We start from the raw sequence: 14,773 nt of genomic DNA on the forward strand, positions 1-14,773 counted from the left end.
GCACGCGGCGGCCTGGCGCCGCTTCGCCGGCAGCGCCCGCGACCTCAGTCGCGCAGGCGCAGCGCCTCCACCACCAGCGCGAAGGCCGGCAGGGCCTGGCGCCGGCTCGGGTAGTAGAGGTGGTAGCCGGGAAAGGTGGGACACCACTCGTCGAGCACCCGCACCAGCCGGCCGGCCTCCACGTGCGGCTGGATCGCGTCTTCCGGCGCGTAGGTCAGCACATGGCCTTCGAGCGCGGCCGTCACCAGCCGGGCCGAGCTGTTGAAGATGACCTGCCCCGGCACCTGCACCGCCAGCGCCTTGCCCTCGCGCTGGAACTCCCAGGCGTAGAGCCCGCCCTGCGTGGTGAGCCGCAGGTTGCCGCAGTTGTGGCCAGTGAGATCCTGCGGCGTGACCGGGCGCGGATAACGCTCGAAATACGCCGGCGACGCGGCCACGGTCATGCGGAAGTCCGGCGAGATGCGCACCGCGATCATGTCGCGGGCGATCTGGTCGCCGATGCGCACGCCGGCGTCGAAACGCTCGGCCACGATGTCGACGAGGCCGTAGCCGATGTTGATCTCGATCTGGATGTCCGGGTAGAGCGGCAGGAGCTTCGACAGCTTGGGCCAGAGGATGGTGGTGGCCGCGTGGTCGGCGGTGGTGATGCGGATCGTGCCGGAGGGACGGTCGCGCAGCTCGCCGATGGCGGTCAGCTCGGCGGCGATACCGGCGTAGTGCGGCGACAGGCGCGAGAGCAGCCGCTCGCCGGCCTCCGTGGGCGATGCGCCCCGCGTGGTGCGCGCCAGCAGGCGCACGCCCATGCGCTCCTCGAGCGTGCGCATGCTGTGGCTGAGCGCCGATTGGGTCACCCCCAGCTGTGCCGCCGCGCGGGTAAAGCTGCGCTCGCGGGCGACGACCATGAAGGAAGACAGGCTGTTGAGATCGATTCGCTGGTGCATGGGCCGGACGACGGAAGGACTCCGGCGAGTATGCCGGCCTCCCGTCGTCGCCCTACTCGTAGCCCTTGCCCCGCGCCAGCAGCTCGGGCGTGCCGATCAGCGCGTTGAGGCCGTCGAAGTCGAACATCTCGGCCTGCATCTCGCGCGTGCCGCCGTGTGCCTTGACGCTGGCGTAGTAGCGCTGCAGTTGCCGCGCCGCGAAACGCGCGGTGCCACCGGGGTAGATGACGATGCGAAAGCCCCGCCGGCCGAGCTCGTCGCTCGACTGCACCGGCGTCTTGCCGCCTTCGATCATGTTGGCCAGCAGCGGCACCCGGTGCGCGAAGCGGCCGCAGACGGCGTCCATGTCGTCGGTGGTGCGCACCGCCTCGATGAAGATCGCGTCCACCCCGCAGGCCAGGTAGGCCTCGGCCCGGTCCATGGCCGCGGCCAGGCCTTCGATGGCCAGCGCGTCGGTGCGCGCCAGGATCAGCGTGTCGGCGCAATGCCGGGCGTCGAGCGCGGCGCGCAGCTTGCCGCACATCTCGGCGGCGGGCACCACGGCCTTGTTGTCGAGGTGGCCGCAGCGCTTGGGAAAGGTCTGGTCTTCCAGCTGGATCATGGCGGCGCCGGCACGCTCGAAATCGCGCACCGTGCGCTGGGTGTTGAGCGCGTTGCCGAAGCCGGTGTCGGCATCGACGATGACCGGCAGCCGCACCCGGTCGGTGATGCGGGCCAGGGTGTCGGCGGCTTCCTTGGCCGTGGTCAGCCCGACGTCGGAACGGCCGAACTGGGTATAGGCGACCGCGCCGCCGGAGAGGTAGACCGCCTCGAAGCCGGCCTGCTCGGCGATGAGCGCGGTGAGCGCGTCGTAGACGCCGGGCGCGAGCACCGGCTCGGGGCTGCGAAGGCGTTCGCGCAGGGTCGGCGTGGTGGGCGATGCGCTCATTCGGGTTTGGCTCCGGTCTCGGCGACGACCTTGCCCCAGCGCACGATCTCGCTGCGCACGAACTTGTCGAATTCGGCCGGTGGCAGCCCCATGGGCACCAGGCTTTCGGAGGCCAGGCGCTGGCGCACCGTGGGCGAATCGAGCGCCTCGCGGGCGGCGCGGGCGTATTGCTCGACCAGCGGCGCGGGCATCTTCGCCGGGCCGAACAGGCCGTACCAGGCGCTGTATTCGAAGCCCGGCAGCACCTCGGCGATGGCCGGCACGTCCGGGTAGGCCGGCAGGCGTTTGCCCGAGCTCACGCCCAGCGCCTTGAGCTTGCCTCCCTTGATCAGTTCCTGCGCCGCGGCCACGCCCGAGAACACCAGGTCGATCTGCCCGGCCATCACGTCGGCCAGCGCCGGGCCGGTGCCCTTGTAGGGCACGCTCACGATGTCGATGCCGGCGTTGCGCTTGAGCATCTCGCCGGCCAGGTGGTTGGCGCTGCCGATGCCGGCGATGGCGATGTTGAGCTTGGCCGGCTTGGACTTGGCCAGGGCGATCAGTTCGCGGATGTTCTTGGCCGGCAGGTCCGGGTGGGTGACCAGGATGGCCGGAGCGCTGGCCACGCCGAAGATGGGCGTGAAGTCCTTCACCGGATCGAAAGGCAGGTTGGTGTAGAGCGATGCGTTGATGGCGTGGCTGGTATAGCTCAGCAGCAGGTTGCCGCCATCGGGCTGGGCACTGGCGATGGCCTGCGCGGCGATGTTGCCGGCGGCACCGGGCCGGTTGTCGACGATGACCTGCCGGCCGAGGGTGCGTGTCATCTCCTGCGCGAGCGAACGGGCGACCAGGTCGGTGCCGCCGCCGGGCGTGGCGCCCACCAGCACCCGTACCACCTGGGGTTGCGCCTGGGCCTGGCTCAGCGGCGCGCCGGCGGCCGAGGCCGCCAGCAGGGCGAGAAGTTCGCGTCGTTGCATGCTTGTCTCTCTTTCATCGTTTTTCTGGTGTTCATGCGGGGCGGGCCCGGCCGCGGCCGGCGCGGGGGATCAGGCGGTCAGCAGCTCGGCCATTTCTTCCTTGCGCACCACCGGCGCCCAGGGCCTGATCGCCATGCCCAGCACCGCGGCCTGGCGGCGTTCGTAGTCGAGAAATTCCTGGGAGATGGAACTGCCACGCACACCGCCGCGCACCGCGCCGGCACGCACGTCGCCGTAGTACTCCTGCCATTGCGGCGGCAACGGTTGCGAGTTCGGCACCGACAGCCACAGGCGCAGCAGGTGGCGCTTGAGGTCGGGCTGTTCGAAGTCCTCGAAGGGCGTGCGCGAATGCAGGGTGACGTAGTTGTTGAGCAGCTGCAGGTCGCCGCGTTCGAGCTCCATGGAGTAGCAGAGCTCGTCGCTTGGCATGAGCTGGTCGAGCAGGTCGAGCGCCTGTTCCTGCAGCGAGGTGAGGCGCGGCACCTCGGCAAAGTCGCGCTGCGCGGCGACGGTGTTCTTGCGGTTGGTGCGGGCGCAGAAATGGGCCGGGTCGTCGCCGAAGATGGGGCAACGGTAGAACGGCGGCTGGCTCGGGTCCTGCGTGCTCTGGTAGCTGTGGAACCAGGGCTGCTGCAGCACCGGAATCAGGTCGGGCCGCAGCGCCTGCACCCGGTCGCGCAGGGCGATGGAGCTGATCACCTTGCTCATGCCGCCGGTCCTGGCGGTGCGACGGCAGAGCAGCGCGACCACGTCGCAGGAGTCCTGGTGGAAGTCCAGGCCGGCGTTGGTGTTGTAGCCGCGACCGCCCTTGACCTTGTAGTCGGCGCCTTCGTCACGCACGTCGTTGATGCACTGGCTGGCGCGGTTCTGGGTGCGGCCCACGCCCATGTAGAGGCCCATGCCCCAGTAGGCCAGGCGGGTTTCTTCCTCGGTCCAGTCGTCGATGGGAAAGCCCTTGACCAGGCACATGCCCCAACGGCCCTGGGTGGTGGCTATCGCCCGTTCCAGCGCCAGGCGCGAGGCCGTCGGCAGGGGAAAGTCGGCCTGCTCCAGTTGCAGCAGGGTCTTGCCGGTGCCGCGTGCATGCACGAGTGCGTCGCGGAAACCCTGCACTTCTTCTGCCGATAGCCGCTGGATCCAGCCGTGGTCCTGCGCTACTTGCTGCGCTGTCCAGGCCTGCGGGCCGGCGGTGTTTGCCACTGCGTTCATCTTGTCTCCTGTCCGAATCCTTTGTATGAACGCCAGTCTAGGCAGGACGGCTCTTTCAGAATAGCGACGGTACTTCACGTTCTACATAAGGATTCTTGATGAAGATCGAAGCCTTCGCCACGCTCGCGGCGGTGCTGCGCAACGGCTCTTTCGCCGCCGCGGCGGTCGAATGCAATGTCACGCCGAGCGCGGTGAGCATGCAGATGAAGCAGTTGGAGCTCTACCTCGGCCAGCCGCTGTTCGACCGCTCCGGCCTGCAAGTGAGGCCCACCGCGCTGGCCCGCGAACTGGGCGCGCTGATGCACGGTCCGCTGCAGGGCCTGGAGGCGCTGCGCAAACGCAGCGGCGTGGCGGTGGAAGGCGCGGTGCGCCTGGGCGTGATCGAGTCGATGCAGCCGGTGGTGCTGCCGCACACCATGCGATTGCTGCGCGAGCGCCATCCGCTGCTGGAGCTGCGGCCGGTGCGCGGGCGGAGTTCCGGGCTGACCGCGCAGGTCAAGAGCGGCGAGCTCGACGCGGCCCTGGTGGCCGAGCCCGGCAAGGGCGGCTCGGCCCGGTTGCACTGGGCGCCGATGTTCCGGCGCGAACTGCTGCTGGTGGCGCCGGCCAGTGCGCGCGAGGCGTCGGCGGCCGCGCTGTTTCGCAAGTACGACTGGATCCGCTACGACCGCGCCACCATCACCGGCGCGCTGGCCGCGCAGTACGTGCATGCGCAGATCCACGAAACGCGCGGCAGCCTGGAGTTCGACAGCGCCGCCGCCATCGTCGCCATGGTGAGCGCCGGGCTCGGCATTTCGGTGCTGCAGATCTCCGACCCGGGCCTGCTCAAGAGCTACCCGGTGCGCACCCTGCGGCTGGGGCGCGGCGCGCCGGTGGTGCAGTTCTCGCTGGTGATGCGCAAGACCGATGCCGGCAGCCGCGCGCTCGAAGCGGTGGTCGACGCGATGCGCACCGCCCTGCTCGATGGCGGCGACACCGCGCGGCCGGGGCACCGGGCGGCCGGCGATTGAGGCCGGCCCGCCGAGCGCCGGTCGGCCTCAGGGCTTTTTCTGGGGCAGTGCCTGCGCCCGGGCGTCGGCATGCGCCTCGACGGTGCTTTCGCGGATCTTGTGTACCTGGCTGGCGGTGACGGCCGGTGCCGCGTTGCCCCAGCCCGATCGCACGAAGTTCGCCAGGTCGGCCACCTGATCGTTGGACAGGCGCCAGCCGAAGGACGGCATGGCGATGCCCGAAGGCCGCGAGCCGGTGGCCGGCGTGCGGCCGCCGTGCAGGATCATCGCGACGAGGTTGTGCGGATCCTGGGTCAGCACCGCGCTGTTGCCCGCCAGCGCCGGAAACACCTCGCCGTAGCCCTTGCCGTCGGAGCGGTGGCAGGCGGCGCAGTTGTCCAGGAACAGCGCAGATCCTGGCGCGCGGTCGTCGCCCTTCCACAGCGCGTCGGCGGTGCTCGGGTCGTCGCGCCAAACGGTTGCGGTGCTCTGTGCGGCCGGCAGGGTCTTGAGGTAGACCGCGATCGATTGCAGGTCCGACGCGCTCAGGTACTGCGTGCTGTGCTGCACCACGTCGGCCATGCCACCGAACACCGCCGTGTCGCGGTTGCGGCCGGTCTTGAGCAGGTCGACGATGTCCTGCTCGCTCCAGCGGCCCAGGCCGTCCTGGTCGCCGCGCAGGTTCTTGGCCTGCCAGCCTTCGAGCACGCCGCCGCCGGCCAGGAACAGCGGGTCGGACGCGGTGAGCGCCTTCTCCTGCATGGTCAGCGAACTGCGCGGCGTGTGGCAGGTGCCGCAGTGGCCCAGGCCCTCGACCAGATAGGCACCGCGCAACACGCCCTGCGCCGTCGGCGCGGCGGCTTCGGCCGAAGCCTGCACCTCGACCGGATCGGGTGCGAACACCCGGCGCCAGATGCCCAGCGGCCAGCGCATCGACAGCGGCCAGGCAATGGTGTTGGCCGGCGGCTCCTGTTCCACCGGCTGCACGCCCTTGGTGAAGTAGGCGTAGAGGTCGCGCATGTCCTGCTCGCTCACCCGTGCGTACGACGGATACGGCATGGCGGGCAACAGGCTGCCCTTGCCCTTGGCGTAGCCGTGGCGCACGGCCTGGTCGAAGTCTTCGAAGCTGTAGCCGCCGATGCCGGTCTTGGGGTCCGGCGTGATGTTGGAGGTGAACAGCGTGCCGATCGGCGTGGCCATGGGCAGGCCGCCCGCGAAGGGCTTGCCGCCGGGCGCGGTGTGGCAGGCCACGCAGTCGCCGGCGCGCGCCAGGTAGGCGCCACGCTGCACGCTGTCGGTGCCGGTGTTGGCCTGGATATCGGGCAGGGGCAGATGCGGTGCAGCGGTGACCGTGGCGGGCGGGCCGTTCGGGCGCTGCACGGCGGTCGCCGTCGGTGCGGCCCACGACAGCACCAGCGGCGTGGCCAGCGCCACGGCCAGCAAGGCCAGGGCGAGTGGCCGTGCACGGCTGGATGCGGTGGTGAAAAGAGCGTGGAATTTCATCGTCGTGCGCCCCTCACACCCTGACCAGCGCGCCGGGGCGCTTGAGGTATTGCTCGCGGATGGCGCGGCTGGTCCAGTAGGCCAGCGCCGCCACCAGGCCGGTCGGGTTGTAGCCCAGGCCCTGCGGGAAGGACGAAGCGCCCAGCGAGAACACGTTGTGCACGTCCCAGCTCTGCTGGTAGCGGTTGACCGCGCTGGTGGCCGGGTCGGTGCCCATCACCGCGCCGCCGTTGAGGTGGGTGGTCTGGTAGCTGGTGGTGTCGAAACGCGAGCCTTCCTTCTTGCCGTAGAAGCCGACCGTCTGGCCGCCCATGGCCTTGGCGACGGCGCCGAGCTTCTCCTGCATGAAGAGGTTCATCCTGATGTCGTTGGGCTGCCAGTCGAAGGTCATGCGCAGCAGCGGCTGGCCGTGGGCGTCGCGGTAGGTCGGGTCCAGGCTCAGGTAGTTGGCCCGGTAGGACTGGTGCGCGCCGTGGGCGTCCATGGAGACGTGGTGGGCGTAGTAGTCGGCGGTGGCCGCTTTCCATCGACTGCCCCAGCCGGGCGTGCCGGGTGGGGTGACCGAGGCCGAGATCGGCTTGGTGCCGGCCTGGTTGACCCAGAACGGCGAGCCGCCGACGAAGCCGTGCGGGCCGTGGTCGAAGTTGTCGGCGTTGAAGTCGTCCAGCGCGATGCCGTTGCCGCCCGCGCCCATGAAGGTGTTGGTGTAGTGCTGGTCCTTGCCGAAGAAGACCTTCAGCGTGGCCATGTTCTGGTAGGCGAAGTTCTTGCCGACCACGCCCGTGTTCTGCACCGGGTCGTAAGGCTTGCCGATGCCCGAAAGCAGCAGCATGCGCACGTTGTTGAACTGGAACATGCAGAGCGCCACGATGTCGGCGGGCTGGAACACCTCCTGGCCCGAGGCGTCGACATAGGTCACGCCGGTGGCCGTCTTGCCGTCGGCCGCGAGCTCGATGCGGGTGGCCTGGCACTGCGTGCGCAGCTCGAAGCGCGGGTCGAGCCTGAGCGCCGGCAGGATGTTCACGTTGGGTGATGCCTTGGAATACATGTAGCAGGCATATCCGCTGCAGAAACCGCAGAAGTTGCACGGCCCCATCTGCGCACCGTAGGGGTTGGTGTAGGGCCCCGAGGTGTTGGCCGAAGGCATGTTGTAGGGGTGGTAGCCCACCGACTCGGCAGCCTGCGAGAACAGCGATGCCGACACCGAATTCTTCTGCGCGGCCAGCGGAAAGTGGTCCGACCGATCGGGCGCGAACACATTGCCGCCCCGGCCCTTGCCGACGTTCTGCCCCTTCACCGTCCACGCGGTGCCGGAGGTGCCGAACACCTTCTCGGCGAAGTCGAAGTGCGGCTCCAGTTCGTCGTAGCTCACGCCGAAGTCCTGGATCGTCATGCCGTCCGGAATGAAGCGCTTGCCGTAGCGTTCCTCGTAGTGGCTGCGCAGCCGCAGCTCCACCGGGTCGACCCGGAAATGCACGCCCGACCAGTGCAGGCCGGCGCCGCCCACGCCGGTGCCCGGCAGAAACGCGGCGAGCTGGCGGTTGGGCGCGGCCACGCCGTTGACGTCGTGGCGGATGGTGACGGTCTCTTTCGACACGTCCACGAAGAGCTTCTTGCGGGCGTTGAAGGTGAGCTCGTCCATGGTCTGTGGATAGACGCCGTCGGGGTCGGTGTCACGGGCCGGGCCACGCTCGAGCGCGACCACGTTCATGCCCGCCTCGGTGAGTTCCTTGGAGAGGATCGCGCCGGTCCAGCCGAAGCCGATCACGACCACGTCGGTCTTGGGTAGGGTTCTGGCCATGGTCAAACCTTCGCGCGCACGCCGTGGATGGAAACAGGTGGCAGCGGGTACTTCTCGTCGCGCTCGATCCAGTCCATGAAATCGGCGCGGGCGCCGGGAAAACCGATGAGCTTCCAGCCCACCATGTCCTTGTTGCCGCCGTGCAGCGGGTCGCTGAAGAAGCCCTCGCGGGTGTTGGTCAGCAGCATCGAGAAAAAGGTGCCCGAGGGCATGGCGTCGAAGCCCTCGGCGCCTTTTTCCAGCGCGGTCAGGGCCTGGTCCTGCTCGGCGGCAGCGAGCTCGGCGAAACGCTTGCCGAGCTTGCCGGCACACCACCGGTCGGCCGCCGCGATGCCCAGGCGGTAGATGTCGCGCGGCGGCAGCTTGAGCTGGTAGCCCATTTCGCGCGGCAGGTCGGTCATGAAGGGGCCCTGCATGTACCAGAGCGCGCCGCTGCCGTAGGCGGTCTGCATCTGGCGGTCGATGAATTCGGGCACGCCGGCTTCCAGTGCGCCGGGGCCACGGTCGTCGGCCGGGATCAGCCGGGCGACGGCGGCCTGCAGAAAGCGGTATTCGTCCGCGTTGAAGAAGGTCGGCGAGTATGTCGTCGCGTTCTCGGCGCGGATGTCGACCGCCGGGCCGGGCGTGGCGGGCAGGAAGGCGCTCGCGGCCTGGTCGGCCAGCACGGCGGCACCGCTGGCGCCGATCAGCGTGGCGGGTACGAGCGGAATGGACCTTCTGAAGAAGGACCGGCGATCGGGGTTGCTTATCTTTTCGTCCATCGTGGTGTTTCTTGTTATTGGGATAGCGCTATCCTAGGCGCGAAAAATTTTTGGGGTGGCTCGGGGGTTTCTCGGCGCGGGAAGCCCGGCCGGACTCTAGCCACTGTCTTGCGGGCGTGAAAGCCGGCACAGCGCAAGTCAGCATTGCGTGCATTGCAATGATCGCGACCGGGCCGATCGCCGCCCTTTGCAATACGCCGACACCTGCGCCACCGGCGCGTTCGCTAGCATGGCGGCTTCACCCTGGCTTCATCCCATGCACCCCTACCTCGCCAACGCCGGCATCACCTTATCGACGGTCGTCGGCATGGAAATCTTCGCCTGGGCCGCGCACCGCTGGGTGATGCATGGCTGGGGCTGGGGCTGGCACCGCTCGCACCACGAGGCGCCCACCGGCATCTTCGAGAAGAACGATCTCTATGCCATCGTCTTCGCCGGCGTCGCCATCGTGCTGATCGCCGCCGGCACCTCCGGCCACTGGCCGTTGCAATGGATCGGCGCGGGCATGACGCTCTACGGCGCGCTGTACTTCATCGTCCACGACGGTCTGGTGCACCAGCGCTGGCCGTGGCGCTGGGTGCCACGCTCGGGTTATGCCAAGCGGCTCTACCAGGCGCATCGGCTGCACCACGCGGTGCACGAACGGGAGGGCTGCGTGTCGTTCGGCTTTTTGTGGGCGCCCTCGCCGCACGCGCTGCGGCGGCAACTGCAGGAGCGCGGCCGGACCAGGACGCCGAACTAGACCGGCCGGCGGAACAAGGCCGCATCGCGTGGCCTCGGCCGGCGCCAGCGCGATGCCGTCGCCTGCAGCGCGGCCAGCACCACCCAGCCGAGCTTCTCCAGGCGATTGGTGCCGGCACGCGAGTCCCAGGCCGCCGGCCCGCGCGCGAGCACCTTGCGGCCGATGGCGCGGTACACACCGCGCGCGGTGGCGATCGACCAGGCCGATCGCCAAGGCAGATCGCCCAGGCCGTCGTAGGCCGACGCGTAATACGGCTCGGCGGCCTCGACCAACCGGCGGGCCACCCGCGCCAGGGCCGCGCGGTGCTCGGGCGCTGCCAGAGAGGCGTCCGTCGGCAGGCCCTCGGCGGCCAGCCAGTCGGCGGGCAGGTAGATGCGGTCGACACCGGCGTCTTCCACGATGTCGCGGGCGATGTTGGTGAGCTGGAAGGCGATGCCGAGGTCGCAGGCGCGGTCGAGCGTGGCCGGAGCGCGGCTGCCCATCACGTGGCACATCATCACGCCCACCACACCGGCCACGTGCCAGCAATAGGTCAGCGTGTCGGCGAGCGTGCGGTAGCGGCGGCCTTCGACGTCCATCGCGAAGCCGTCGAGATGCTGGTCGAGGTAGTGCGGCGGCAGGCCGCAGCGGCGCACCACTTCGCCGATGCCGGCGAAGACCGGGTCGTCGCCGGCATCGCCTTCGCTGGCCCGTCGCGTGGCCACGCGCAGGCCGGCCAGTGCGCTCTGGCCCGGCTGCCAGGTGCCACGGCTGCGGGTGTAGCCCAGGGACTGGCCGTCGATCACGTCGTCGCAATGGCGGCACCAGGCATAGAGCATGACCGCGCTTTCGCGCACCGCCGGGTCGAAGAGCTTCGCGGCAGCGGCGAAGCTGTGCGAGCCCTGGGTGATGGCAGCCGTGCCGTGGTCGATGACCGAGTTGTCGAAACCGCTCGGCTCGCTCATGCCAGGCCTTCCAGCATCAGCCCCGCAGTCGCCTTGGCCGAGCCGACCACGCCGGGCACGCCCGCGCCGGGATGGGTGCCGGCGCCGACGATGTAGAGGTTGGAGATCTCCGCGTCGCGGTTGTGCGGACGGAACCAGGCGCTCTGGGTGAGCACCGGTTCCAACGAGAAGGCCGAGCCCAGGTGGGCGCCGAGTTCGTCCTTGAAATCGGCCGGGGTGAAGCGCCGGCTGGTGACGAGCGAAGCGCGCAACCCGGGCATGTAGTGGGCCTCGAGGTAGTCGAGGATGCGGTCCTGCAGCCGTGGTCCTTCCACTGTCCAGTCGACCGGCGCGTTGCCCAGGTGCGGCACCGGCGCCAGCACGTAATGGCTGGAGCAGCCGGGCGGGGCGAGCGACGGATCGGTGACGCAGGGCGCATGCAGGTAGAGCGAGAAGTCGTCCGGAATCTCGTGGCCGTGGAAGATGTCCTGGATGAGCTCCCGGTAACGGCGGCCGAAACAGACGGTGTGGTGGCGCAGCTGCGGCTGCGGCGCCGACAGGCCGAAGTGCAGCACGAAGAGCGACATGCTGAAGCGCTTGCGCTGCAGCCGCCGGCTGTTGGCCGCGCCGCGCGGCGTGTGGCCGAGCAGGCGGTCGTAGGTGTGCACCACGTCGGCGTTGGAGGCCACCTGGTCGAAGGCATGGAAGCGGCCTGCGACCGTGACGCCGGTGGCCCGGGCACCCTCGACCTCGATGCGCTGCACCGGCGCGGACAGCCGCAGCTCGCCGCCCATGTCCTGGAAGCAGCGCACCATGCCCTGCACCAGCGCGCTGGTGCCACCGCGCGGAAACCACACGCCCCATTCGCGCTCGAGCGCGTGGATGAGCGCGTAGATCGAACTCGTCTCGAACGGATTGCCACCCACCAGCAGCGAGTGGAAGGAGAAGACCTGGCGCAGCTTGTCGTTCTGGATGAAGGACGCCACGCGGTCGTACACGCTGCGCCAGGCCTGCAGCCGCGCCAGCGCGGGGCCGGCGGCCACCATGTCGCGTATGTGCAGAAATGGCACGGTTCCGAGCTTGAGGTACCCCTCGTCGAACACCGCCCGCGAATACGCCAGAAAACGGCGGTAGCCCTCGACGTCGGCCACGTTCATTGCAGCGATCTGTTCGTCGATGGCGGCCTGGTCGTTGGCGTAGTCGAAATGCGTGCCGTCTTCCCAGCAGAGCCGGTAGAAGGGTTGCACCGGCAGCAGCTCGACGTAGTCGGCCAGGCGGCGGCCGGAGAGCGCGAAGACTTCTTCCAGCGCAGTCGGGTCGGTGATGACAGTGGGGCCGGCGTCGAAGGTGAAGCCCTGGTCGTGCCACACGTAGGCCCGGCCGCCGGGCTTGTCGCGCGACTCGAACACGGTGGTCTGCACGCCGGCGGCCTGCAGGCGCATGGCGAGCGCGAGGCCGCCGAAGCCCGAGCCGATGACGGCGGCGGTGGATGGGGAGGGAAGGCTGCTGCTTTTCATTTCATTCGCGAAAGACGGGTGTCCCGGGAGGGAAGGTCGGCCGGTGGCACCGGGTTCCAAGCCGCGCGCAGAGCTGCGGCGAGCGGCACCGGTGGCCGGCCACTGACCAGCCGCAGCTTGTCGGCCAGGCGCAGCCGCCCGGCGTAGAAGCGCGACACCAGGCCGGCGGGCAGGCGGTAGAAACGCTCCATCACCCGCCGCCGCTGGTCCGGCGCGGCGGCCAGGAACAGCATGCGGTTGAGCAGACGGAAGAAGGCGGTGTCGCGCCAATGGTCGAGGGCGTGCTGGCAGACGACGGCATGCAGCGCATCGGCATCGCCCAGCACCCGTGGCGGCTGGGCGGCCAGCACGTCGGCCAGGCGCACCGCCTGCGGCAGCGAGTAGCCGGTGGTCGGATGGAACAGCGCCGCCGACAGGCCCGCGTGCACCACGCCGCGCGCCTCGCGCCAGAAAGCGTCGGGCGCGCCGTCGAGCGCCAGCGGCAGCACGCCCTCCTCCTCGCGCAGCAGCGTTTCGGGCTCCCAACCGTGCGCGGCCAGGTAATCGGCGATGTGGCAGCGCAGCAGGTCACGCGATAGGTCGGAGCCATCGGCATACACCGTGTCTTCCACCAGCAGGGTGTCGGCGCTCAGGGGCAGCACGTAGACGAAGCGGTAGCCGTCGATCTGCGCGACCGTGGCGTCCATCAGCACCGGCTCGGTCAGGCCGTGCGGCGCCCGCAGCCGGATCTCCTGGCCGAGGAATTTCTGGAAGCGCAGCGCCAGGTGGCGCGAGGAGCGGCCGCCCCGGCTGTCGATGACCGCGCCGGCGGTGAGCGTGGTGCCGTCGTAGAGCCGCACCTCGCGTGGCATCACCTGCACTGCCGCGCTCCGCAGCCGCACCGAGGCGCCCAGTCGCTCGCGCAGCACTGCATCGAAGCGTGCGGCGGTGACGCATGCGTATTCGCCCTCCAGCCGCCGGCGCAGGCTGGGAAATATCACCTCGTGCCCGCTCCAGCGGTGCACCACCAGCGGCGCCATCCATTCGCGCTGCGAGGCGTCCAGGTCATGCGCATGAAAGCACCAGGTGTGATTGCCGCCCAGGGTGTCGCCACTCTCCAGCAGCAGCACGCGCAGCCGCGGATGCGTCTGGCGCAGCCGCAGCGCGATCAGGCCGTTGGCCAGGCCGCCGCCGACCAGCAGCAGGTCGCAGTCGGTGTTGCCGGAGAACCAGCGTTCAGTCATGGGGAGAAACTTTCAAGGCCGATTCGATGAGGCCGACGGCCCGGGCCACGCCGCCGGCCTGCGCGATCTCGCGTCCCAGCGCAGCGCTGCGGGTGGCGAAGGCGGGTTCGTCGAGCAGGCGGCGCATGGCGCGGCGCAGAGCTTTTTCGCCGGCCAGCGGCGGCAACAGGCGCAGGCCGGTGCCGGCATGCACCAGCCGAGCGGCGACGCCGGGCTGGTCGAACGCGATCGGCAGGGCCAGCTGCGGCGTGCCGGCCTCGAGCGCGTCCATGGCGGTGTTCAGCCCGGCATGGGTGACGACCAGGTCGGCGCGCGCCAGCGCCGCGCGCTGTGGCGCGAAGCCGGTCACCGCGGTGGCGCCGTGGCGCAGCAAGGCGTCGGCTTGCGGCGGTGCGAGCCGGTCGCAATGGGCGATGAGCAATTGCAACTCCTCGGCCCGGCAGGCATGGGCGATGCGGCGGAACAGCCCGAAGCGGCCGCCCTGCAAGGTGCCGAGCGAGGCAAAAACGAAGGGCCGCGCGGCATCGAGCGACAAGGCCAGCGGCACCTCGGCCGCGCGGGCGGCGCGCAACGGGCCGACCGCATGAAAGTGCGCGGGCGCGGCTGGGCGGGAAAAGTCGAATCCGGTCGTCGTCTGGCTGATCTGCAGCAGCGGCGACAGGCAATCCGCCAGGCTCTGCCGCCCTTCCAGCCCGAAGCGCGCGGCCTGTGCGCGGATGACACGGGCATGCGGCTCCATCAGCCAGTCGTAGACCCGGCTGCTGCCTTCGTTGAGCCGCAGGCCGCGTTCGTCGCTCGCGTAGCCCCAGGGCATCACCGGCAGCGGAATGCGGTCCTCGCGATTCACCGGCAACGCGCAGGCCACCGACACGAAGGGCAGTCGCAAGCCCTCGGCCAGCAGTCCGCCGGCGGCTTCCATCTGGTCGGCGACGATGACGTCGACCCCGGCCGCCTCCAACACCGCCGGTGCCTCGCGGCAGAGCAGGTCGGTGCCCGAAGCCACGTCGGCGATCACCCGGCGCAGTCCCCAGGGCCCGCCCGGCCGGGCCGCACGCTCCACCAGGCCGCGCAGGCTGCCGCGCGGGCGCTCGGCGAGGCCGACCGCATGAAAGGCGATGCGCCGGTTGGTCAGCAGCTCGCCGACGTCGGTCTGGTGGATCCACGACACACGGTGGCCGTGATCGAGCAGCCCGCCGGCCAGCGCCTCCAGTGCACGCACATGACTGGTGAACGGCGGTGCGATGAACGCGAAGTGCAGGGAAGGTTTCACCGGCGCCGTC

The 14,773-nt window shown here is 69.8% G+C and carries 13 protein-coding genes; 2 read left to right on the forward strand and 11 right to left on the reverse strand.

Annotated features, from left to right (window positions below; genetic code table 11):
• Nucleotides 1-44 precede the first annotated feature (44 nt).
• The 4 genes from R9X41_RS16905 to R9X41_RS16920 form a co-directional block, all read right to left on the reverse strand.
• On the reverse strand, nucleotides 45-941 hold the full coding sequence (locus R9X41_RS16905; protein WP_318631606.1) for a LysR family transcriptional regulator: 897 nt from the start codon (nucleotides 939-941) through the stop codon (nucleotides 45-47).
• A 52-nt stretch (nucleotides 942-993) separates the two neighbouring features.
• Nucleotides 994-1,869, reverse strand: a complete 876-nt coding sequence (locus tag R9X41_RS16910; protein WP_318631607.1) for an isocitrate lyase/PEP mutase family protein — start codon at nucleotides 1,867-1,869, stop codon at nucleotides 994-996.
• Nucleotides 1,866-2,825, reverse strand: a complete 960-nt coding sequence (locus R9X41_RS16915) for a tripartite tricarboxylate transporter substrate binding protein (RefSeq protein WP_318631608.1) — start codon at nucleotides 2,823-2,825, stop codon at nucleotides 1,866-1,868. Before R9X41_RS16915 ends, R9X41_RS16910 begins: the two co-directional genes overlap by 4 nt.
• Before the next feature lie 69 nt (nucleotides 2,826-2,894).
• Complete coding sequence (locus tag R9X41_RS16920; RefSeq protein WP_318631609.1) at nucleotides 2,895-4,034, reverse strand: TauD/TfdA family dioxygenase; 1,140 nt, start codon at nucleotides 4,032-4,034, stop codon at nucleotides 2,895-2,897.
• Between the two features lie 98 nt (nucleotides 4,035-4,132).
• Here R9X41_RS16920 and R9X41_RS16925 point away from each other — a divergent pair, with 98 nt between their 5' ends.
• Nucleotides 4,133-5,044: a LysR family transcriptional regulator gene (locus tag R9X41_RS16925; RefSeq protein ID WP_318631610.1), complete on the forward strand. Its 912-nt coding sequence runs from the start codon at nucleotides 4,133-4,135 to the stop codon at nucleotides 5,042-5,044.
• Between the two features lie 27 nt (nucleotides 5,045-5,071).
• On the opposite strand, the gene R9X41_RS16930 is transcribed toward R9X41_RS16925, so the two are convergent.
• The 3 genes from R9X41_RS16930 to R9X41_RS16940 are packed head-to-tail and all read right to left on the reverse strand — an operon-like array spanning nucleotide 5,072 to nucleotide 9,076.
• Nucleotides 5,072-6,526 carry a c-type cytochrome gene (locus tag R9X41_RS16930; RefSeq protein WP_318631611.1) on the reverse strand — a complete coding sequence of 485 codons (1,455 nt, stop codon included), beginning with the start codon at nucleotides 6,524-6,526 and terminating at the stop codon, nucleotides 5,072-5,074.
• Nucleotides 6,527-6,539: 13 nt separating this feature from the next.
• Nucleotides 6,540-8,327 carry a GMC family oxidoreductase gene (locus R9X41_RS16935; RefSeq protein WP_318631612.1) on the reverse strand — a complete coding sequence of 596 codons (1,788 nt, stop codon included), beginning with the start codon at nucleotides 8,325-8,327 and terminating at the stop codon, nucleotides 6,540-6,542.
• 2 nt (nucleotides 8,328-8,329) lie between these two features.
• Nucleotides 8,330-9,076 carry a gluconate 2-dehydrogenase subunit 3 family protein gene (locus R9X41_RS16940; RefSeq protein ID WP_412556711.1) on the reverse strand — a complete coding sequence of 249 codons (747 nt, stop codon included), beginning with the start codon at nucleotides 9,074-9,076 and terminating at the stop codon, nucleotides 8,330-8,332.
• Nucleotides 9,077-9,344: 268 nt separating this feature from the next.
• On the opposite strand from R9X41_RS16940, the gene R9X41_RS16945 reads away from it, so the two are divergent.
• A complete protein-coding gene (locus R9X41_RS16945; RefSeq protein WP_318631614.1) occupies nucleotides 9,345-9,830 on the forward strand; it encodes a sterol desaturase family protein in 486 nt (161 codons plus the stop codon).
• On the opposite strand, the gene R9X41_RS16950 is transcribed toward R9X41_RS16945, so the two are convergent.
• Genes R9X41_RS16950 through R9X41_RS16965 form a run of 4 tightly spaced genes read right to left on the reverse strand, consistent with a single transcriptional unit; the run spans nucleotide 9,827 to nucleotide 14,763 of the window.
• Entirely contained in the window at nucleotides 9,827-10,774 is a 948-nt protein-coding gene (locus R9X41_RS16950) for a phytoene/squalene synthase family protein (protein WP_318631615.1), read from the reverse strand. The two genes, R9X41_RS16945 and R9X41_RS16950, sit on opposite strands and share 4 nt — an antisense overlap.
• Nucleotides 10,771-12,270: a phytoene desaturase gene (locus R9X41_RS16955; protein WP_318631616.1), complete on the reverse strand. Its 1,500-nt coding sequence runs from the start codon at nucleotides 12,268-12,270 to the stop codon at nucleotides 10,771-10,773. The genes R9X41_RS16950 and R9X41_RS16955 overlap by 4 nt, the downstream gene beginning before the upstream one ends.
• Entirely contained in the window at nucleotides 12,267-13,493 is a 1,227-nt protein-coding gene (gene crtY / locus R9X41_RS16960; RefSeq protein ID WP_318631617.1) for a lycopene beta-cyclase CrtY, read from the reverse strand. The genes R9X41_RS16955 and crtY overlap by 4 nt, the downstream gene beginning before the upstream one ends.
• Nucleotides 13,486-14,763, reverse strand: a complete 1,278-nt coding sequence (locus tag R9X41_RS16965) for a glycosyltransferase (RefSeq protein WP_318631618.1) — start codon at nucleotides 14,761-14,763, stop codon at nucleotides 13,486-13,488. The genes crtY and R9X41_RS16965 overlap by 8 nt, the downstream gene beginning before the upstream one ends.
• Nucleotides 14,764-14,773: the final 10 nt, after the last annotated feature.

The organism is Xylophilus sp. GOD-11R (assembly GCF_033546935.1).
Lineage (GTDB): Bacteria > Pseudomonadota > Gammaproteobacteria > Burkholderiales > Burkholderiaceae_C > Xylophilus.